This window comes from Bacillus sp. FSL R5-0286, assembly GCF_038593245.1.
Classification (GTDB): domain Bacteria; phylum Bacillota; class Bacilli; order Bacillales; family Bacillaceae; genus Bacillus; species Bacillus altitudinis.
Genome location: NZ_CP151977.1, coordinates 2,989,207 through 3,007,207 on the forward strand (window position 1 = coordinate 2,989,207; position 18,001 = coordinate 3,007,207).

General features: G+C 35.2%; 26 protein-coding genes. 1 reads left to right on the forward strand and 25 read right to left on the reverse strand.

Going from position 1 to position 18,001, the window contains the following annotated elements:
• Positions 1-3 precede the first annotated feature (3 nt).
• From NST24_RS15490 to NST24_RS15600, 23 genes are all read right to left on the reverse strand, one after another.
• Positions 4-264, reverse strand: a complete 261-nt coding sequence (locus NST24_RS15490; protein ID WP_012009116.1) for a hypothetical protein — start codon at positions 262-264, stop codon at positions 4-6.
• 11 nt (positions 265-275) lie between these two features.
• On the reverse strand, positions 276-1,271 hold the full coding sequence (locus NST24_RS15495; RefSeq protein ID WP_342461960.1) for a conjugal transfer protein: 996 nt from the start codon (positions 1,269-1,271) through the stop codon (positions 276-278).
• 307 nt (positions 1,272-1,578) lie between these two features.
• Positions 1,579-1,734, reverse strand: a complete 156-nt coding sequence (locus NST24_RS15500) for a hypothetical protein (RefSeq protein ID WP_268418831.1) — start codon at positions 1,732-1,734, stop codon at positions 1,579-1,581.
• 187 nt (positions 1,735-1,921) lie between these two features.
• Positions 1,922-2,281 (reverse strand): hypothetical protein, encoded by a 360-nt coding sequence (locus NST24_RS15505; protein ID WP_342461961.1) that lies wholly within the window; start codon positions 2,279-2,281, stop codon positions 1,922-1,924.
• Complete coding sequence (locus tag NST24_RS15510) at positions 2,282-3,037, reverse strand: hypothetical protein (protein WP_342461962.1); 756 nt, start codon at positions 3,035-3,037, stop codon at positions 2,282-2,284.
• A gap of 3 nt (positions 3,038-3,040) precedes the next feature.
• A complete protein-coding gene (locus NST24_RS15515; protein ID WP_342461963.1) occupies positions 3,041-3,856 on the reverse strand; it encodes a hypothetical protein in 816 nt (271 codons plus the stop codon).
• Entirely contained in the window at positions 3,840-5,084 is a 1,245-nt protein-coding gene (locus tag NST24_RS15520) for a CpaF/VirB11 family protein (protein ID WP_342461964.1), read from the reverse strand. Before NST24_RS15520 ends, NST24_RS15515 begins: the two co-directional genes overlap by 17 nt.
• Positions 5,081-5,473, reverse strand: coding sequence for a hypothetical protein (locus NST24_RS15525; protein ID WP_342461965.1), 393 nt, complete (start codon positions 5,471-5,473; stop codon positions 5,081-5,083). The genes NST24_RS15520 and NST24_RS15525 overlap by 4 nt, the downstream gene beginning before the upstream one ends.
• Before the next feature lie 29 nt (positions 5,474-5,502).
• Positions 5,503-5,784, reverse strand: coding sequence for a hypothetical protein (locus NST24_RS15530; RefSeq protein ID WP_342461966.1), 282 nt, complete (start codon positions 5,782-5,784; stop codon positions 5,503-5,505).
• Positions 5,785-5,810: 26 nt separating this feature from the next.
• Complete coding sequence (locus NST24_RS15535; RefSeq protein WP_342461967.1) at positions 5,811-6,086, reverse strand: hypothetical protein; 276 nt, start codon at positions 6,084-6,086, stop codon at positions 5,811-5,813.
• A 27-nt stretch (positions 6,087-6,113) separates the two neighbouring features.
• Positions 6,114-6,383 carry a hypothetical protein gene (locus NST24_RS15540; protein WP_144487130.1) on the reverse strand — a complete coding sequence of 90 codons (270 nt, stop codon included), beginning with the start codon at positions 6,381-6,383 and terminating at the stop codon, positions 6,114-6,116.
• Between the two features lie 81 nt (positions 6,384-6,464).
• Positions 6,465-6,791: a hypothetical protein gene (locus tag NST24_RS15545; RefSeq protein WP_342461968.1), complete on the reverse strand. Its 327-nt coding sequence runs from the start codon at positions 6,789-6,791 to the stop codon at positions 6,465-6,467.
• Between the two features lie 263 nt (positions 6,792-7,054).
• Positions 7,055-9,583: a MucBP domain-containing protein gene (locus NST24_RS15550; protein ID WP_342461969.1), complete on the reverse strand. Its 2,529-nt coding sequence runs from the start codon at positions 9,581-9,583 to the stop codon at positions 7,055-7,057.
• A 62-nt stretch (positions 9,584-9,645) separates the two neighbouring features.
• Positions 9,646-10,296 (reverse strand): hypothetical protein, encoded by a 651-nt coding sequence (locus NST24_RS15555; protein ID WP_342461970.1) that lies wholly within the window; start codon positions 10,294-10,296, stop codon positions 9,646-9,648.
• A 42-nt stretch (positions 10,297-10,338) separates the two neighbouring features.
• Entirely contained in the window at positions 10,339-10,653 is a 315-nt protein-coding gene (locus NST24_RS15560; protein ID WP_041115308.1) for a hypothetical protein, read from the reverse strand.
• Positions 10,654-10,659: 6 nt separating this feature from the next.
• Positions 10,660-11,013 (reverse strand): hypothetical protein, encoded by a 354-nt coding sequence (locus NST24_RS15565; RefSeq protein WP_144487126.1) that lies wholly within the window; start codon positions 11,011-11,013, stop codon positions 10,660-10,662.
• 422 nt (positions 11,014-11,435) lie between these two features.
• A complete protein-coding gene (locus NST24_RS15570; RefSeq protein ID WP_342461971.1) occupies positions 11,436-12,440 on the reverse strand; it encodes a replication initiation factor domain-containing protein in 1,005 nt (334 codons plus the stop codon).
• 23 nt (positions 12,441-12,463) lie between these two features.
• A complete protein-coding gene (locus NST24_RS15575) occupies positions 12,464-13,906 on the reverse strand; it encodes an FtsK/SpoIIIE domain-containing protein (RefSeq protein ID WP_342461972.1) in 1,443 nt (480 codons plus the stop codon).
• A 241-nt stretch (positions 13,907-14,147) separates the two neighbouring features.
• A complete protein-coding gene (locus NST24_RS15580) occupies positions 14,148-14,510 on the reverse strand; it encodes a DUF961 family protein (RefSeq protein WP_073415211.1) in 363 nt (120 codons plus the stop codon).
• Between the two features lie 348 nt (positions 14,511-14,858).
• Positions 14,859-15,140, reverse strand: a complete 282-nt coding sequence (locus NST24_RS15585; protein ID WP_342461973.1) for a hypothetical protein — start codon at positions 15,138-15,140, stop codon at positions 14,859-14,861.
• Positions 15,141-15,198: 58 nt separating this feature from the next.
• Positions 15,199-15,441, reverse strand: coding sequence for a hypothetical protein (locus NST24_RS15590; RefSeq protein ID WP_342461974.1), 243 nt, complete (start codon positions 15,439-15,441; stop codon positions 15,199-15,201).
• 14 nt (positions 15,442-15,455) lie between these two features.
• Positions 15,456-15,641, reverse strand: coding sequence for a hypothetical protein (locus NST24_RS15595; protein WP_268412664.1), 186 nt, complete (start codon positions 15,639-15,641; stop codon positions 15,456-15,458).
• Between the two features lie 36 nt (positions 15,642-15,677).
• A complete protein-coding gene (locus NST24_RS15600; protein ID WP_342461975.1) occupies positions 15,678-15,869 on the reverse strand; it encodes a helix-turn-helix transcriptional regulator in 192 nt (63 codons plus the stop codon).
• A 167-nt stretch (positions 15,870-16,036) separates the two neighbouring features.
• Between NST24_RS15600 and NST24_RS15605 the strand changes: the two genes are divergently transcribed.
• Positions 16,037-16,423 (forward strand): helix-turn-helix transcriptional regulator, encoded by a 387-nt coding sequence (locus NST24_RS15605; RefSeq protein ID WP_012009095.1) that lies wholly within the window; start codon positions 16,037-16,039, stop codon positions 16,421-16,423.
• Between the two features lie 185 nt (positions 16,424-16,608).
• On the opposite strand, the gene NST24_RS15610 is transcribed toward NST24_RS15605, so the two are convergent.
• Positions 16,609-16,746 (reverse strand): hypothetical protein, encoded by a 138-nt coding sequence (locus NST24_RS15610; RefSeq protein ID WP_268412662.1) that lies wholly within the window; start codon positions 16,744-16,746, stop codon positions 16,609-16,611.
• A complete protein-coding gene (locus NST24_RS15615; RefSeq protein WP_342461976.1) occupies positions 16,743-17,861 on the reverse strand; it encodes an AimR family lysis-lysogeny pheromone receptor in 1,119 nt (372 codons plus the stop codon). The genes NST24_RS15610 and NST24_RS15615 overlap by 4 nt, the downstream gene beginning before the upstream one ends.
• Positions 17,862-18,001 lie beyond the last annotated feature (140 nt).

The following is an 18,001-nucleotide window of genomic DNA, read 5'->3' on the forward strand; positions in this document are numbered from 1 at the left end:
CTCTTATAAGAGTTTAAGTAATGCTCCACCCCATCCAGTAACCATAGACCAGTTTCGAACGGCAAAAACTAAGGCACTTGCAAGCGCAATAATGCCAACGATTTTCCCAATACTCATCTTGATTAGAAATTTACAAACAACAAAGATGGTAACAATATAAATAGCCTGTTCCACAACCTGCTTTGCCCAGCTTTTTAAGTCACCTAATGTCGGTAAATCTGACCCTGCTTTTGCACCTAACACAAGAAAGTCTAAAAATTCCATAAATACCACTCCTATTGATGTTTTAGTTGATTCACATAATATTGACCGCTGTTTTTCACTACGGATAATGTAAAACGTTCTTTTACTGGCAAATTCGTTTCTTTCTCTTTAAAAACAGCAACGGACGACACCTCAAATCCATCACCTTTTTTATAAATTTGGATATTTTCAACATCACCAAATACCAGATGACCGTTTAAAGTCTCTGGTGTTTTCATGACATACGACATGTCATCTTTTGATTCTTCCGCATATTTTCGGAAGAATGTATTTAGAAATTCTTTTATGGCTGCTGTTTGATCTCCGTCATATTCTTCATGTTCCTCTGAAGAACTAGGAATATCACCTTTAAGATCATATATTTCTGAAAGATATGGCGTACCACTCACAGCAAATTCGTCACCTTTATGTTTCACAGGGATATTTAATAATGCTGATTTATCAACCTTGTGTTCTTTCTTTTTAATCTTTACTACATTCGCATAATTCACCTTATATTGAAAAAGTGAATCTCCATCCCCTCTTTTGACATTGTAGAGGACATAATCATTTAATACTCGATCCCCCTGTGCACCAGATGTATCAAACCATGTTTCTTGGTCTATCTCATCATCAGCAACAAGATATTTCATCAAGGTATTTTGACGCTGTTCAGCAGCAGCCCTTTCATTTTTCACATTGATGTACTGCTCAATGAATCCAGATAAGAAGCGTTCTCCTGCCACAATTGAAACTTCCTCTTTCTGCTTACTGTTTTGTTCTTGTTGTCTCGCAAGATCGTTCAAAGCTGACCTATTGCTAATAGACAGTAAGACAGACAAGAAAGCAAAAAAGACAAGCGTTCCAATCATCGTCCATACTCCGACAGCAATCATTTTTGAACGATCTTTTGGAATTGATTTAGGTTTCTTTTCTGGCTTTTTAACAGCTTTCAACTTCTTCTTAAAAGCTGAAAGCATTGGATTGTTTTCAGTAGCCATCTTACTGTCATTCTTTTTCTTTTTCATTTTCCCCCTCCTTTGCATTGATTGACCACTTTAGCAAACGGATGCAGCAGTAAAGAGCTAGTAATATCAAGGCAAACCCCAAAGAATTAACAGAAATGTGACGTATAACAATAGATTCATGAGTAAACAATCTATATAGAGAACCACCAGATGCAATAAGTATTATGAAAAACAATAAAGCAATTAAAAAATACCTAGCAATGCTGGCGATCCGCTTCGGAAAAGACATAATAACCCACCTTTCTTTTAAGAAATCTCTTTCCTTTCAATAAATAAGAGCAAGCCCCGAAAGACTCGCCCTAGAAAATTACTTCTTAAAAATTCCGAGAAGTTGTGATTTCATTCCGTTTAAAATCTCTGGAATCAAATCTGGAAAGAATGCATTTACTGCCACTCCCATAAGTGCAATTACACCAGCTCCAATAATTCCCCAACCAACTTCGGTAATATTTTGTCCTGTCATTTTTTCATTCTCCTTTAGTTATCTTTTTTTAATACATGCCTTCTGTAATGCTTTCAACAAATAATTGAACCCCTGTTATAAAATCAGGGTAATGACTTTTAAATATATAAACACACGTTCCTAAAACAACAGCCCAACAGGATAACATTCCTATCCTAATGATATGACCGCTCATTCACCTCCCTCCTCACCTAATTAGAGACAGCGCCCCTCCCTTTACTTCGATCACTTCTTTATGACCACCAAGCTGAAAGTTATAAGTTGTGGTAATTTTATAAGAGACCTCGCTACCATATGGTAAAGTCTTGTTTAAAGAGGCGCTGTGAACTTGAAAACTGCCCCCATACGCTTCTTTGTTCTTCTTCTCAATTTCCGCAAGTGCATTTTTATTCAACCCTCCATTTCTTTCTATCTGATAATTCACTTGTTGCTTAAAATCGTTGGTCTGATTCAATCGAATACAATATCCTGTCACATCAACAATTAAAGAGATTGACAGAAGAACAATATAGATTTTTAAAAACGTCATTTGAATGCCGTCTAACATTTAACCGCCCCCAAATTGGATAGCTTTTAGGCTATCCACTAGAAGAGAAATGAAAAAGACAAGCACCACAGCAACTACAGGCATTGTTATTTTCATTGGAAAATTCAAAAACTTTCCATGTTTGTATTCAATAATGTCATCCACCACTAAGAATAATTGTTCGCTAGTCATCTTCCCAAGCTGATAGATAATCGAATCATCCTTTGAATTTTGATAATGCTCAAAGAGCGTTATCATAAAGAGCTTTGACCTATCGCTGCCACTCGTTCTATTGGCAAAATCTATAAACGGCTTAACATCATCGGGACGTTCATGTAAGTCTATTAGCAAATCCTGCAAAGCATCTTTTAGAACACCATCTTTCTCCCTTTCTTTCATTTTTTGAAATGCAGAATAGATTGTTGTCTTGTTTTCCAATAAATAAATATAAATTTCTTTGGAAAACTCCAAGAATACTAGCTCCTTTTGAAAGCGAGCTGCATTGAATTTTGACTTAACTCGCAGATACTCATAGAAATAAAAAGCAACAGCAAGTCCTAAAAACACTAATGAAATCATGGGTTTCAGAAAGAATATGGGAATACCCATCAGTAAAAACAAACCAGCCTTAAAGAAACGCTGCTTTTGAAAACTGTTCACATTAGTTTCATTTAAGTAATGGATCATGTTTTCCAAGTCACTTTCGGCGATCTTCTCCAAAAAAGAAAAGACCGTCATAGATTGACCGTCTAAATCTGTTTTCTTTTTATTTTTCACGACTTAAATCTTCACCTCCGTTATGGTGTCATCGAAGAACTTTTTATTAAAAGAGTGGTACAGCCCAAATATAGTAAGCAGGTACAAGGAACTCGTAATCATTCCCACCATAGTATGCGCATAGATGTTGATGAATTTTGGAATGGTGAAGGAAAACATCAAAGCCCCAATAAATGCTACTGAATAAAAAATCATCGTATTAAAATCACGTCTTCGAGCTTTTTTCATTTGAATAAATTTTTCCTGCTTCACTAGAATTTGATTGTGAAAATTTTTAGTGTCTCGTAATGAATCAATAGATGTGTGCCCTTCGATTAACATAATCGCCAGTTGCTCCATGAACTGATCAAATTGCACATCACTTTTATAAAAATCTCTCAACACACGAAACGCTTCAATTACTTCTTTTTCAGTTCCATCAACCAAGACAGCTCTTAAATCAATGAGTTTTTCTTTTAACTCCCCTTCTGCATAACCAGTACAGGTAGAGAAGGTTTCCAATAAAGTCATATTCTCATTGGTCAGCATCTGCGTCATATTGTTCAAGAACCTGTGTCTTTCTTCAAGGGCTGCTCTTTCATAGTCGTTCTTGACCTGTCTTTGCATGAGAAAGAACCACCCGTATAAGCTCCCTATAAATCCACCAGCCAAAGCCATCCACCAATAATGAAAAAGGAGATATGAAAACCCACCAAAGCAAAGAAAAGGGACTACAGCGAATTTAACATATGCCTTCTTTTTTAATGGTTGCCCAAATGCTTGAGCCATCGCATGAATTTCATTTAACCTATAGAGTTTCCTCTTACGTATTAACTTCATGCATAGTCAACCTTTCAGCAAGTTTTTCTTGCAATTCAATCGGGACAAGTTTTTCCATCATTCTTTTGACAAAGTTGCTGCTTATCTTTCCACCATCATATTTGAAACCATCATTTGTTAGATCACACCTAAAAACCGTCAAGACTTCACCATCTGGTAAAAACTCCACGATCTCTTTTAGATACCTAATTACTTTTCCATCTTCCCCTGTAATCTTTTCAAGATGTACTCCAAAATCTAAATAACTGTGAAGGTCTTCTTTCATTGATTCCTCATCAATTACATACCCCATCTTCATCATATTGATAAGTCTCGATACGATAAATCGGGGACCTGGTGTATGAATTCCAGCAATTAATCTATGACCAGACAAGGCAGCCTGTATCATTTCATAGGCTTCTTTACTTCTAACTTCCGCAGGAATTATCCAAACTGGATTATTTCTTAGTCCAGCTTTCACTAAATCTTCAATGCCTGTAGAGGCATTCGTAATCCATGATTTAATATCCTTATCAGGAAATAGAGTTTTTACATGGCTCTCTGGTGTATCTTCGATCATGATAATATGATCTTTGTAGTCAATCATGGAAATCAATAATTTTTGTAATTCTGTTTTACCAGTGCCAGTTTCTCCACTGATAATGACATTTGATTTTGACGCAATAATTGCTTCAAAGATTGCATAGACATATTCTGGCGCAAAAGCAGCAAAATTTTCTTTAGTAAGCGCCAATCTGGGTCGTACAATGCGCAAGGCCATTGTAGTTCCATATTGAGCAATATTTTTGTGAACTGCATTTAAGCGCAAATTTCCATAGGTTGCATCTATAATTGGAGAATTGGGTGTAAACTCTTTTTTGCATGCATTTCCAAATTTTTTAATGATCTTCACAATATATTCTTCATCAATTTTCCCATATCGAATTTTTCCTGTGTTTGTTACAACATCAAGGTGCGTACCATTGAAGGAAATATCAGTAACGTCTTTATATTGCTCCATAATTTCTTCAATTACTCCGAAGCCTATGATCTCCCTCATGGAAAATTCCAATTCTTCATCACTCAAATGGGGGAAATCTTTTTTAAGTGTTTCTTTCATCTTCTGTCTCTTTTGTGAATCAACGTAAGCATTCAACAAGTCAGAAGGATAGTGTCGTTTTAAATGCGCCCGAACCTTCTCTATCAATTGCTTTCGTTCATTAAGCGTAGCATTCGCAGCATTATTCATTTACGTTCCCCTTTCGGCTTATCGACGACTAATGTCGTCCGATAGGTTTTCTTTTTTTCGTCAGTCAAAGCAATTTTGACAGCTTTCATTTTCCCATCTGTGTCTTTTAAATAATGATATTTGAAAGATGCTTTCCCAAGATTTACGTTGGATTTTTCCTTAAAAGAGCTTTCGAAATTCAATTCAAAAGCCCTTTCGGATAATTCAACCTTTCCTTCTTCTGTGCGGATGCTGTTGTCCACGTTTCTCATACTGGCTATACGAGCCGATTCATTCATAGTGTTGATAATGCTATGTTGCTTGTAATCAGTCGTATAGTAATAGACAAGTATACTGACAACAAATATCACAAACGCCAGTAAGATCATTTTTAAGGGTAATTCCTTCAAATCCCCTCCCTCCCTTCAAGGAAATTTTTTCACCAATCAACTTCCGAGACATTGACACGTTCAAAAGACATTTGACATACCCCATCGTCATTCATATGAGCATTGAAAGAAACAGTCACAAGGCTTAATTTGTAATTACCTTCATTGTCCTTATCACCTAAAGTGATGTTTCCTGTAAGATCAATAGCTCCAGTTTCTCCACCTTTTATACGTTCGACAAATTGAATATACAAATCATCTGCTAAGGAAGAACAGCCGATTTCAGACATTTGTTTTTGATAAGCACCGTAATTGATAAAGTTATGCTGCATAATCGTTAATCTCCTTTCTAGCTCCCTCACTCTCTTTTTTCTAACCAAAGACAATCAAATCGGCAAACTGGCAAAGCAGCTATAGGTGTTTGACCATCTTCGTTCGGGCCATCAATTGTAAAGAAGACTCGCAAAATATAAGAGTCTTCTCCTTCCTCCAAATTGCCCTCAACCTCAAATGATTCAGCCCCACTTGCAACATTCTCACGTAAAGCTCTCAAAAAAGAGCCACTAGGCGATTGAGAACCAACCCTTTGCAGCTCTTTTTGAAAAGTAGATATGTTTTCAAAAACAAATGACATTATTTATAATCTCCTTTCATTAGATCACTATTGGACTTCATACCCTGTATATATAACAGGTCGAATTATTTCACCATCGTCAGTCTTTTGCGGAAAATGCGCTTCAAAAGCAACTTTTAATATACATTCTTTTTCATCCATCACAATTTTCTTATGAACAGCAACTTTTTCCATTGATGCAGTTCTTAACTGGTCAGCAACTTCCAACCAAATGTTTTCCCAAGCAATTTTAGCCTTTCTTTCAATTTCTTCTAACTCCTCTGCCAAATCCATACCGTTAATTAAATGTAATTTCATTGTTATTCCTCCTTTTTTTTAGAGACAAAAAGGACAGTCTTTTGACTATCCTTAAAAAACTCTTTATCAAATTAAATGCCCTCACCTCGGAGGTGCATCATGAGACCTTAAAATTTCTAATTCTACATTAACTGTATCTGTTTCATCGTCTTCCCTTTCAAGAACGATAAACACAGCAGACAAATAACGTTTAATTTCATTTGTTATAAAGGTGCTAATTTCAATTAAAATTCTTTCACCCTGTCCATAGTAATGAACAGTTCCCTTTAACATTTCTATAAAATCCTCAGCCAACTGTAATAAACTGACATCTTTTAAATCACTTTCTAAATACTTTCTATTCAATAAACTCGCCTCTTCCAATTCACTATCCAAAAATGCCTTATTCACCAGATTTACATTTAACATGAGAACAAACCTCTTTCGTATATTCTAGGGCTTTGCCCAATCCCACCAACGGAAGCCCGTTGGATCGCAAATATCCATCCCCCTATTCCCCCAATCATGGGGGACTCCCTCGCCGGTAGGCAGCTCAAAAGGTGTGGTAACCTTTTGAGACATTAAAAGGGTTTGGGGGCGCTGATTGTTTCAACTCCTTAATGCTCCCTACGGTGCGCTTACCGTTGACACAAACGATATACGCATCACCTGTGTTTAATAGTGGTTAGAGTTTAACGAGACATAACCCAATCTAAATCCTTTTTAGTCCATCCTTCTGGCAGACCATTAGGAAATGGATTGTCAGCATATACAGGTTTCAGCAGCACTTCATCCTGATCTATCGTCTTTGAATCCATGTGAGCATACATGGACGCATACAGCTCCAATTGTTCGGTGACTTCTGCTTTTATTAAATTGACACCCATTGGCTTCGACTTGATTTTCGTTTCATAATTCCCCAATTCTGCCCAAATAGGAGAATAGAATTTACGTCCACCATCTAAAAGATCATACGAAATTCTTTTGTCTTTACTTTCTACTTGTTCATCACTAAACAGGCTGCCTGTGTGTCGTTCCACATTGATATGAGGAAGCTCATACACAAGGTCATGGACTGACGTTTCACCCTGTTTATTGTTAGACACTTTCGTTTGATCCATAGTAATCATGGAGTTATCGCCGCTTTTTTTATACGACAAATAACTATCGACTAAGCGAGTAGGAACTTCAAAATCAAATGATGGCTTAATACTCCCGCCAATTTCATTTTCATAATGAAGATTCACCTTTCGCTCAAATCCATAGCCCGTTTTCTTCTTTTCAATTTTCACTAACGGGAAAGTAAGTGTTTCATAATAAACCTTTCCCGTTGATGGCGTTTTTTCAGTCATCACAACGCCTTTGTATGACAATTCTTTTTGCTTTTCAGAAGTTGCCTTGATCGTTTTTTCGCTTGCTGCATATCCATCCGTACTTAATTCGGATGCAGCAGCATCAATTTTGAAATCACTTTTGTCGAAGTCTGTGAATTTCACAGTGTAAAGAGCCTTGTCATTCACTTTTAAATACTTCGCAGGAACCGTCATTTCAATCTTCTTAGGCAAATCTTTTGTGGTATACGTTTTTGACGTGACCTTTGTCGTGCCACGATATAGCCCCACTGTGATTTTTTTGTCAGCCATATCTTTCAAACTAGACTTGTAATTCAATTCCTTTGATAAATACACTTTGACAGGAAGACCCTTTTCCCATTGCGCTGTATATATTTGCAGTTTTTCAAAGCCTAATTTTGCAAGTGGCTTATCATAATAATAATTAATCGTGATGTTTTTTGCCCCCACTGTTCCACTTTCTTTATCTCCAGCAGTCTTTACATAACGATACGTGTATTCACCATCCTTAATTGTAGGATGCTTTTCTGAATACTTTTCCCCACGCACTTTTGTATATTTCTTAGATGCTTTGATCTTATCGCCTGTACGGTTGTCATAATAATTGACCGTTACATTACGCTCCAAATTATAGTAAAACTTGATCGTCACATCTTCGTTGCCTAATGTGCCTGTTTTCTTCTTCTGATCAACAGGAATGAATTTTTCCACACCTTTTGAAATGGACGGTTTAGGCTCAAATGAATAAGAGGAACCTATGTTTCTTGTATAGCTTTCTTCCTCAAGAAGCTTACCCGAATACTTATCAATGTGCTGCACATTAATTTTCTTCTGGCGCACTTTAAATACAGCACTAAAAGATGTTGTATTATTAGGATCAGTAAACCAATCCCCATAACCCAATACCTGTGTATTTCCTCCACTTGGCTTCGTTATTAGAGGTTGAAATATCTTCATATTGCTGCCTAATTCACCAGTAGTAAAATTATAGTTTTTATCAAGATCAGCTTCTAGATGTACTTTCTGTTCCCCATAAATATTCATCTTACCCGAAACTACTTTCTTACCACTCGTTTCATTAACTAATGTTATACCGTTAGGAACTGAAACTGTAACATAATTTTCTTTATCGGCATTGAGTTTCGTTGACTCCGAAACTTGCTTATTACCTTTTACATTTACAGACAGTTCAGTATCTGTAAATCTAACTTTTCTGTTTAAATCTTTACCATTCAAGACTAAATCCCATAACTTTTCGTAGCCTGGAAGGCTCTTGCCCGAATCGCCATTAGAATACAACCTATCGAGAATCAAAGAAGTAATTACAATGCCTTGTTTTCTATCAGTAAAGATATTCCCTTGACCACCCCAACCATAGTACAAAGCTCTTTGTACCCTTTCATTTTCGTAAGGAACTGATTCTTTATACTTTGATCCTGTAGGGGGAGACGCTTTGGAATGCTGAAAACAAAATGCTTGTTTACCATCTACTCTAAAATCTCCTACTACTGAACCACGATAATTGATAGCACCTTTATATTCAATTTTGGGCGCTGCTGCCTTTGCTTCACCAGAAGCAAAAAAAGAGAAGATAAAAGATAAAAGTCCTTTATCATTCTCTTCAATATCGCTTTTTAATAATAGTACTTGATTTCTGTCACCCTTCTTAATTAAACCATCTAACGTCGCTTTTTCACGTTTTCCATCCACCGACATATATAGAACTTCACCATTCATTTCTAAATAGCCATCATAATTTATACCAAAGGTTTTCAGCCCACCTTTAGTCGCTTCCATTTTCGGAAAAACAGAAAACATAATCACAATCATGAGTAAGACTATTCTTCCAAAAAACTTTCTACTAATCATTAAAGATTTTTCACCCCCTAAAAATTAAAAAGGTGTTCAATTTTTGAACACCTTCAAACTAATTACTTATTTAATTCATCCCACGGAACACCATTTAAATCATTGGCATCAAACGTACCTGTTTCATAAGTTGAATCAGAATTTTTTATTTTCCCTCCACCAGTTTTTTCACCTGTAGTAGATGTTCCACCAGAAGAACTAGGGGACTTTTTAGGAACAGAAGTAGATTTTTTAGGCGTACTGGATTTACTTTGGTTTGAGCCGCCATTACTCACGTATTTCTTTTTTGGCTGAACATGTTTTTTTGAAGGACTGGAAGAACCAGTTGTATTTCTATAAACCTTCGATTGTTCTTTCTTTACTACTGGTGCTTTACTAACTCTGCTATTGTCAGCCTTTTTCGTTTCACCAGAAGCAACAATTCTTTCTTTTTGTTGCGGCTGCTCACTAACGACCTGTTTTTGCTGTTTTACGACTTCCTTTACCTTTTTAGGTTTCGCTTTCTTAACTTCTTTTACTTCTTTTACTTCTTTTACTTCCTTCTTCTTTACCTTTTCTTTTGTTTCAGCCTTTGTTTCTTTTACAATAGCTGTTTTTGGTTGCTCTTTATCTTGTGTCTCCTGCTTTGCGTTAGCAGCAGATAACCCCCAAATAGAAACACCGATCAATGCGCCCGCCAACCCTAGACTAATTACAACTTTTTTCGCTTTCATAGTCTCCCCAACCTTTCTCTTTTCGTTTTATTCTTAATACAATTATACCATTTTTTGTTCTTTTTTTACATCGAAATTTTGTGTTTTTTCCAAATAATTGATGTAATTTACTACCTTGCTATATACTTGCCGAACACTGCTTTTATCAAGAAATATCTTGGTACTGGTCATTCGTCCGTCATCCATAAATTTCGTTTTATAAAATGAATAACGATATTCTGAATAGCCTTTTATTCGCTCTCCCTCAACCACTAAAAACCATTCTCTACTTATCTGCCTTACATAAACCTTAGAAGGAACACCTATCATAAAACCCAAATTAAATAGTCTATGATCTAACCCTTTCCATTGGCTCATGATGACTCACCTATTCCACCAATCAACAACAAAAGCAATTCCATTATGCAGGAGTAAAAAAACTAATAGAAACATGCCAACGATATAGAAGAAAGACATGTCTAAATCGCACATTTTCCTAATTAATCTTTTAAGCAAACTATCTTTTTTCACATAGTGATATATATGCGTAAAGATCACACATAAAGGACCAAACACAAAAATAGTTATTCCTAATGCATTCATCAAATCACTTTGTTGAACATAAAGAAAAGACGCTAAAACAGCCATTAAAAGATAAAAATTCAACAACAAAGAAAGTATCGGAACTAATACTGAAAAGCAAATAAAAGCGAATTTTTGATAACCTTCATACTTCATACGGCTTCATCCTTATCAACAGGAGGTAGTATTTTTAATTCATGAAATCCTTCCTTCAAGAAAACCTCCCCTTTCTTATCCAAAGAAAAAAGGACAGTCATTTGACTATCCTTTTAAATCTTTTTTCAAATACCTCTCTTCGATTGAAACAACAAAAGTAAAATTGCTGTAATTCCGCCAAGCATGAACATCAGCACTTCCAAAAACAGCACCCCGTCAAGATTAAAAACTCACCCCCCTATTCCCCCAATCATGGGGGACTCCCTCGCCGGTAGGCAGCTCAAAAGGTGTGATGACCTTTTGAGACATTAAAAGGGTTTGGGGGCGCTGATTGTTTCAACTCCTTATCCTCACTTCGTTCCGGTACCGTTGACACAAGCCACATACGCACCACCTGTGTTTAATAGCATTAGCAATATGTTTTAAACCACCATGTCAGCAATATCAGCCAAGTAAACATCAAGCATATTTTCATGTTTTTTTGCCATTTCAGCATTAATAACCATATCCGAAAGATCGTTTGACCCTATGGCTTTATCAACTTCTAACACCATCCTCATTGTAGGGGCGCATGAATTTTTTAACCAATTTCGAGATTTTTCATAAAAGTCTGTTTCGGGCTTTGTATACAGTTGAAGTTTTTCAACATCACCTATAAATTTCTCCCAAAACTTACTTGTCTTCCAACTTTCCCTGTTGTTTTCTTCATGAGCATCTACAAAACGAATGTAATTGGCAATTACCCTCAATGCAATATACGTCATGTTTCTTTCATGAATTAGTGCATCCACAGCACTTTTTGCCCTATCGTTCTTCAAACGAATTTCATATCTATTCCAATTCTCTATTTCATCATCTGGAATATTGAATCTTGCTGCTTGTTCATACCCTTTTTGATAGAAACACAGATAAGCATCTGACTTCTTCGACCCAAAATACATGGTCGTTCCTCCTATCCGCCCATCTATCAAATCAAAAGAACCGTTGTAATCTGATTTACGAAACCTTGATACACAAAGACCTTTTTGCGCCTTACGCAACAGATGAGGGATAGAGAAGTATGTTTTTTTATCGTCTATTGCAATATCTAGTCTCGTGAAATTGCCATTTCGATCAAGGCATTCTTGAAAGAAGTCAAACCATGTCTTTTTTCGACATTCTAAGAAGGACTCGAACTGTCTGCATCCTTTACCAGACAGTTCTATTAAAGTCCCTCTATCATCACCTTCGGCGCTGTAAAAGACTTTAATCATGTCCATTTCCCAAGTACCAACGTAACCATAGAAGCCGGTTTGTTTCTCCGTCATAAAATCCCTGTTAATGTGCAGGATATTCTCGATTATGTCATCAACATCATGTGTTTTAAAACTAACCCTTATGTAGTCAACCATTGACACTAAAGGGTTTTCAACGTTGTTTGTTTTCATTTTAGTCGATTACTACCCCCCTGTTAGCGTGGGGGGGTTTCACTTTCCCCGTCATTCGCTTCGCTCATTCCTTCCTCCCAGTTCACTTGGGCGCTATCGCTGCCGCTTGCGGCTGTCGCCGCCTGCGCGCCCTGCGTTCCTTTGGCAGCCAGTCGGATTTCCTCTATAAAATCGTAACCGTTGGGTATTAAAGGGCTATAAAATTCCATTATGTTTCCTGTACCTGCATAGGCATACCCTCTGCCTTTAATACCTTTATCTACAAATGACTTCTCAGTATCACCAAACAACATACCGTAGCCTGTTTCACTCATTTGACCCAACGAGACCCTAAAATTAAACTGATCCCGTATTCCGTCCGCAAAATACTTCGCATCTGGACGTTGAGCACCTGCAATGAGAAAAAAGCCCATCTGTCTGCCAAGCATGATAATTTGTTTAATATCCTGTATTGCAGTTTCTCGCTCCTGAAAAGTAAGCATATCCATAAACGCCACATACTCATCAAATATGATAAAAACAGGCTCATATCCCAAATAGGAATAGTTTTCACCAGTTCTATAATTCGGATGATTTTTCATATCATCCATTCTTTGCATCATGTCCTCAACAGACTTCCGTAAAGTCATCATGATGCCATTTTTTCTTGAATACACTTTTCCCTTCAAAACTTCTTCAAGATCAGCTAAATCAGCATTTTTGGGGTCTAATATACGCACATCTGCCCCAGATGCAACCAGAGACTTTACAAGAGTAAGAATGAAGTATGTTTTTCCTCCACCTGTACCACCACTAATGAGCATATGTGGCAGTTTATCAAACCCCCATTTAATATGTTTCATTAAAGTCATAGACCCTTTTTCAACTAATGCTTCATTGATCCCTATTCGGTTTCGCCCTGCATCATAAAGCAGTTTGTAGGTAAAAAAACCATCTTCCATATCAGTTGATACCAAATCACAAAATAAGCCGTTTTCAAACTCCCTACCTAATTCCATAAATCTTTGTTGAAAACGACTCATATCCATAGCAATTTTGATGATGATATGATTGTCTTTTACTCGATAATAGAATTTTGGGAAATACGATATTTTTTGAACATTTTTTTCTGTAATCTTACTCCTAACACTTTTTGATTCGTAAAATTTATTGGAAAATATCATACGTGCTATTTTCTGTCTGTGATAAATCTTTTTGTAACTTTGATGAAAAATGAAATACCAAACTAATATCAAAGCAATAGGCACTATGATTGAAACCAATAAACTTGTAACGATTAAAAGAACATTAAAAGTGAAGTGTTGAAATGTATTTTCTATCCCTTTTTCATACAAGCTCCAAAGGTGATCTTTCCAAAACAGTATCATGAGCAACAAAAAAACAGGCACACTTATTAATGCACCTGTCTTCAAAACGTTTCTTTTATGTCTTGGTTTTATCCTAATCCCTTTATATTTCCACAACATTTTAGGTTACCCACTTAAAAATCATTTCTAAAACCCCTCCAATTAAAAAACAGGCACACTATTAATGTACCTGTTCTATTGGCTTAATAAAATCCCACAACAAGGACACTCGAACGACTCAATAAAGGATTTATTACCTTCTTCATCAACATAATAATCAAGAGTTGTTTCAATTTCCTTAAAAATAATCGGATTATTACAATGAGGACATTTATACTTCTCATGTAATTCCATCATAGTATTACTTCTTCTCGTTATTTGCTGTTACAGCAGCTTTTGATGATGAACCTTTCAATACAATATCAGCAGCTTCCACTTTCCAAGTAACACTAGCAAAGTTGCCTGAACTCATCGCCATTGCTGTGATCTTAGGTTCAACAAGATCAACTTCAACAAAATCAGTAAAATCTTTAGGCTCAATGTGACCAGGTAACGTTACCTCAACTTGACCACCCTGCACGCTAGAAGCAATATTGTACACTCTTGATTCAATGGTATCAGTTCTTTTTCCATCAACGTAAGTATAGCGCTCACGGTTTAATCCCATGAATCTTAATTTTCCAAAAGTCATTTCTTCATTAGGTACGATAAAATTAAATTTCATTATATAAGTCTCCTCATTTTACGTGTTCATCACGATTTTTTATTTTTAAAAAAAGAATCGCTCCGACCTCGTCATCATGGCGCTTATTAGTCGCTCACAGCATAGCCAGTCATGGCAACCTAGTAGACCATTTATGATCATCAAGCTGCATACAGCTATTTCGCACGCTTCTTCTAGCCTGCTACAGTATTTGAAACATGATTACTGTTAATCGTCAAATACTCACGCATGACATTTCATTCAAGAAGCCTTATAATAAAATTGTCTAGGTTTTATTATCGGCGTTCTTGATTCAGTCAAGGGCGCTTTTTTTGTCTATATGTATTTTTCAAAGATCGTCATTCCCTTCTAGCAGCCCCCACCTATGTAAGGACCATTAAGCAACAGAACTCTAGGCGTCTCCCCATAAATTAAAGGCGATTCATCAACCATCGGCATTCTAAAATAGAACAATGGATTTCCTTTTACATCGTAATATTTTTTTCTAAACCATTCGTGAAATTCCTCAAATTCTTCGTTCAATCCGTCATCAATTTTCTTTTGAATGACAACGGCTAAAGAAAGTGTAATAGGTTCTTTTTCATCTTCAAATCTCTTTAGAGATTGATTGAAAAGTTCCAAAAGACTCATTCCACTTCACTACCTTTCATTTCTCTACCTCTCATATAGTGGTGTAAACTCACACTATTCATTTTGCGAGAAGAGAAGAAATTTCATCCATGCCAACTTTAAAATGCTTTTTAATCCTGCGGAATGAAATTCCTTTTAATAGAAGCTTTTCAATAACCTCTTTTGTTAACGGCTGCGATAAATAATGGTCTATGTACACTTCATTTAGTGCCATCTTCATTCTTACAGACCAGTTACCTTCAAGGTTTTTGGCTAATGATACAGCCTTTTTCATCACAAAATTTGTGTCTTTTAAAACCATTTCATCAAACCCTTTCACCCTGTCTTATTAATGAAGGGATATTTTTCATGGAAATATTTTATAGGGATTTTCCCCTTCTCCACCCAATAACCCAATGAACTTAGTTCTTCATTCATCTTTTGAACTCTTAACTGTGCCGTTCTTAAAGATTTTAAACTCAATAATTCTTTTACATCATTAGAATTATAAAAATGTTTCATATTCCCACCACCAAAACTTGATATATATGACGATTTTTATTTAAAAAAATTTTGAAGTGGTACGCTAAACTCCTTAGATAATATTTTCAAGAATTTTAAACTAGGGTTAACCTTATTTCTTTCAATTTTGCTAATATAGGAGTTAGAAACGCCCAGCCTTATTGAAAATTGTTCTTGAGTTAGAAAATATTCTTTTCTGACTTTCTTAACAAAAGCCCCAACGTTCAATCATTTCCCCCCTTCCACAAACTTGACATATATGACGATAAATAAAGTATATCACCTTTAGTTTTATCTTACAAGGCTTTTTGACACTTTTTTTAAACTATATGTCAAGTCTTCATGATATAATACATTGTGTGATGCTAACCCTTTAGCGAGTAGGTGAAATGTAAGTGGATAACTTAGTCGGACAAAAAATAAAGAAACTAAGAAAACAAAAAAAGTATACTCAAAAATATGTTGCCGAGAATTTAGGTATTACAGACAGTTATTTATCTAAACTTGAAAAAGGACAACCACCTTCAATTACATTACTCAAAAAAATGGCTGACTTTTTTGATGTAGATCAATCTTATTTCTTTATCAAAGATGATGAATTAAAAAATTTCAATGAGACCGAAAAAGAATTGATATTTGAAAAAGATTTATCATTAGAAAACATAAAAAATAAATTCAATATCTTAAAAGTAGATGATCAAGAAATTTCTGATGATGAATTGAAACTCATGCTCGAAGTCTTAAAAGCCTATCGGGTTTCGAAAAATGATATTGATTCTTAGAATTGTTACTTTCACCTGAAAGTAACTTTTTTAATTCTTCTATAAAATTTTCATAAATAATATTCTCCTTCTTCATTTGACACCCTCCCAGACATTCAGTGTTTCCTATTTCTTTGTTTATAGGATTTGGGAAACACCTGTAAAAATAACGAAAGACGCTGCCTAAAAAGGCGACGTCTCTTTTTTTAATAATACTTTGGATTTTTTATACTCATACCAATTGCCGGATCAGCAGCTTGATTTGTATTGTTTAGCTGCCATATATGATTCAATGCTGATACTAAAACCGCAGCTGATAAAAATAATGTAATTTTTAATTTCACACATATTCACCTCCTTCATTATTATTAAATTGGATTCCCAGTCTCTCAAGCAAATACCTTGGAATACTGGCTCTAAAATTATCTTTTTGAGTATAGAAATAGTGCATTGCTAACAACAGTTTTTCTTTATTTTGCTTTCTTTTTCCTTCAAACAAAAGAATTAAAGGGACATATTTACTTTCACTACTGAACTGGTCAATATTTTTTAGACTAGCTAAAGCTCTTACAAAACGGCTACTTTTTTCGGTGTTTAGAGGTTTCTCCCAAAAAATTTGCAATAAGCCTAATTGTTCACATGTTTCCTCGAATGTAGAATTACGTCCTATTTTCTTGCTAATCTCTATGACCTTTTCAAAACAATGGCTCGCCATTTCATAGGATTCTAGAAAAAAAGAAAGACCTTTGACAAAGTATCCAGTTATTAAATAATTAGGCCCAAGATTTTCTTCAATCAATTCATCGGCTATTTTTCTTGCATTTAGAATATCGTTATCCTTTTTCAAGAAAATGTATGCACTTGCTTCATTCAGTCTACATTTAAATGATTTTGTAATAAAGGGATCTTGAATATTTAATATTAAATCATTTATATTTCTGACATAGTAAGCAGCCAATTCATATCTCTTTTTAAAAAAGTGACAATACATTTCTAAAATCATGAGTAGTGTTTTCATTTCTAAAGTTTTTGGCGTTAATGCTTTCAAATTTTTCAAATAACTTTCTTCATCATAGTAAACCATTCTTTTAGATTGAAGCTGCCACTTATAAATAAATCCCCACTCTTCATTCTCTTGATTGCTATCTAAAGAACATCTTTGAATTAATATATCGGTCAGTTCTCTATAATTTTTACTATGTGAATATTCTAGAGAAGCACGTATATTTTCATTTCTTTTTATTATATCTATGAAGCCTTTCATCAATTCTTGTTCATTTTCAGAGTCTAAAAAACAGACCAACTCATAAACCATCCAAAAAGCAATTTCTTGTTTTTTATTAATAAATTTACTTATGTAACCTGAACTAACCCCCAATTTCTTTGCAATTTCATTTTGACTTAAAGGATTAATGTCGATTAGTTTCTTTAGCTGATCTCTTACATCAACTGATTTCAATTCAAATCACCATTTTCCTTAAAATTTAACATACCTATTTTAAAGATATTGTCGATTTATGACGAAATTATTCAATAAATTCAAGAAATTCTAATTCTTCTTTATTATACCATGTGAATTGAATTATATGACGTTTTTGG

What these genes read in the sequence shown, in the direction of transcription:
- NST24_RS15490 (WP_012009116.1), bottom strand. Translation starts at nt 264, where the DNA reads ATGGAATTTTTAGACTTTCTTGTGTTAGGTGCAAAAGCAGGGTCAGAT.
- NST24_RS15495 (WP_342461960.1), bottom strand. Translation starts at nt 1,271, where the DNA reads ATGAAAAAGAAAAAGAATGACAGTAAGATGGCTACTGAAAACAATCCA.
- NST24_RS15500 (WP_268418831.1), bottom strand. Translation starts at nt 1,734, where the DNA reads ATGACAGGACAAAATATTACCGAAGTTGGTTGGGGAATTATTGGAGCT.
- NST24_RS15505 (WP_342461961.1), bottom strand. Translation starts at nt 2,281, where the DNA reads ATGTTAGACGGCATTCAAATGACGTTTTTAAAAATCTATATTGTTCTT.
- NST24_RS15515 (WP_342461963.1), bottom strand. Translation starts at nt 3,856, where the DNA reads ATGAAGTTAATACGTAAGAGGAAACTCTATAGGTTAAATGAAATTCAT.
- NST24_RS15520 (WP_342461964.1), bottom strand. Translation starts at nt 5,084, where the DNA reads ATGAATAATGCTGCGAATGCTACGCTTAATGAACGAAAGCAATTGATA.
- NST24_RS15530 (WP_342461966.1), bottom strand. Translation starts at nt 5,784, where the DNA reads ATGCAGCATAACTTTATCAATTACGGTGCTTATCAAAAACAAATGTCT.
- NST24_RS15535 (WP_342461967.1), bottom strand. Translation starts at nt 6,086, where the DNA reads ATGTCATTTGTTTTTGAAAACATATCTACTTTTCAAAAAGAGCTGCAA.
- NST24_RS15540 (WP_144487130.1), bottom strand. Translation starts at nt 6,383, where the DNA reads ATGAAATTACATTTAATTAACGGTATGGATTTGGCAGAGGAGTTAGAA.
- NST24_RS15545 (WP_342461968.1), bottom strand. Translation starts at nt 6,791, where the DNA reads ATGTTAAATGTAAATCTGGTGAATAAGGCATTTTTGGATAGTGAATTG.
- NST24_RS15550 (WP_342461969.1), bottom strand. Translation starts at nt 9,583, where the DNA reads ATGATTAGTAGAAAGTTTTTTGGAAGAATAGTCTTACTCATGATTGTG.
- NST24_RS15555 (WP_342461970.1), bottom strand. Translation starts at nt 10,296, where the DNA reads ATGAAAGCGAAAAAAGTTGTAATTAGTCTAGGGTTGGCGGGCGCATTG.
- NST24_RS15560 (WP_041115308.1), bottom strand. Translation starts at nt 10,653, where the DNA reads ATGAGCCAATGGAAAGGGTTAGATCATAGACTATTTAATTTGGGTTTT.
- NST24_RS15565 (WP_144487126.1), bottom strand. Translation starts at nt 11,013, where the DNA reads ATGAAGTATGAAGGTTATCAAAAATTCGCTTTTATTTGCTTTTCAGTA.
- NST24_RS15570 (WP_342461971.1), bottom strand. Translation starts at nt 12,440, where the DNA reads ATGAAAACAAACAACGTTGAAAACCCTTTAGTGTCAATGGTTGACTAC.
- NST24_RS15575 (WP_342461972.1), bottom strand. Translation starts at nt 13,906, where the DNA reads ATGTTGTGGAAATATAAAGGGATTAGGATAAAACCAAGACATAAAAGA.
- NST24_RS15580 (WP_073415211.1), bottom strand. Translation starts at nt 14,510, where the DNA reads ATGAAATTTAATTTTATCGTACCTAATGAAGAAATGACTTTTGGAAAA.
- NST24_RS15585 (WP_342461973.1), bottom strand. Translation starts at nt 15,140, where the DNA reads ATGAGTCTTTTGGAACTTTTCAATCAATCTCTAAAGAGATTTGAAGAT.
- NST24_RS15590 (WP_342461974.1), bottom strand. Translation starts at nt 15,441, where the DNA reads ATGGTTTTAAAAGACACAAATTTTGTGATGAAAAAGGCTGTATCATTA.
- NST24_RS15595 (WP_268412664.1), bottom strand. Translation starts at nt 15,641, where the DNA reads ATGAAACATTTTTATAATTCTAATGATGTAAAAGAATTATTGAGTTTA.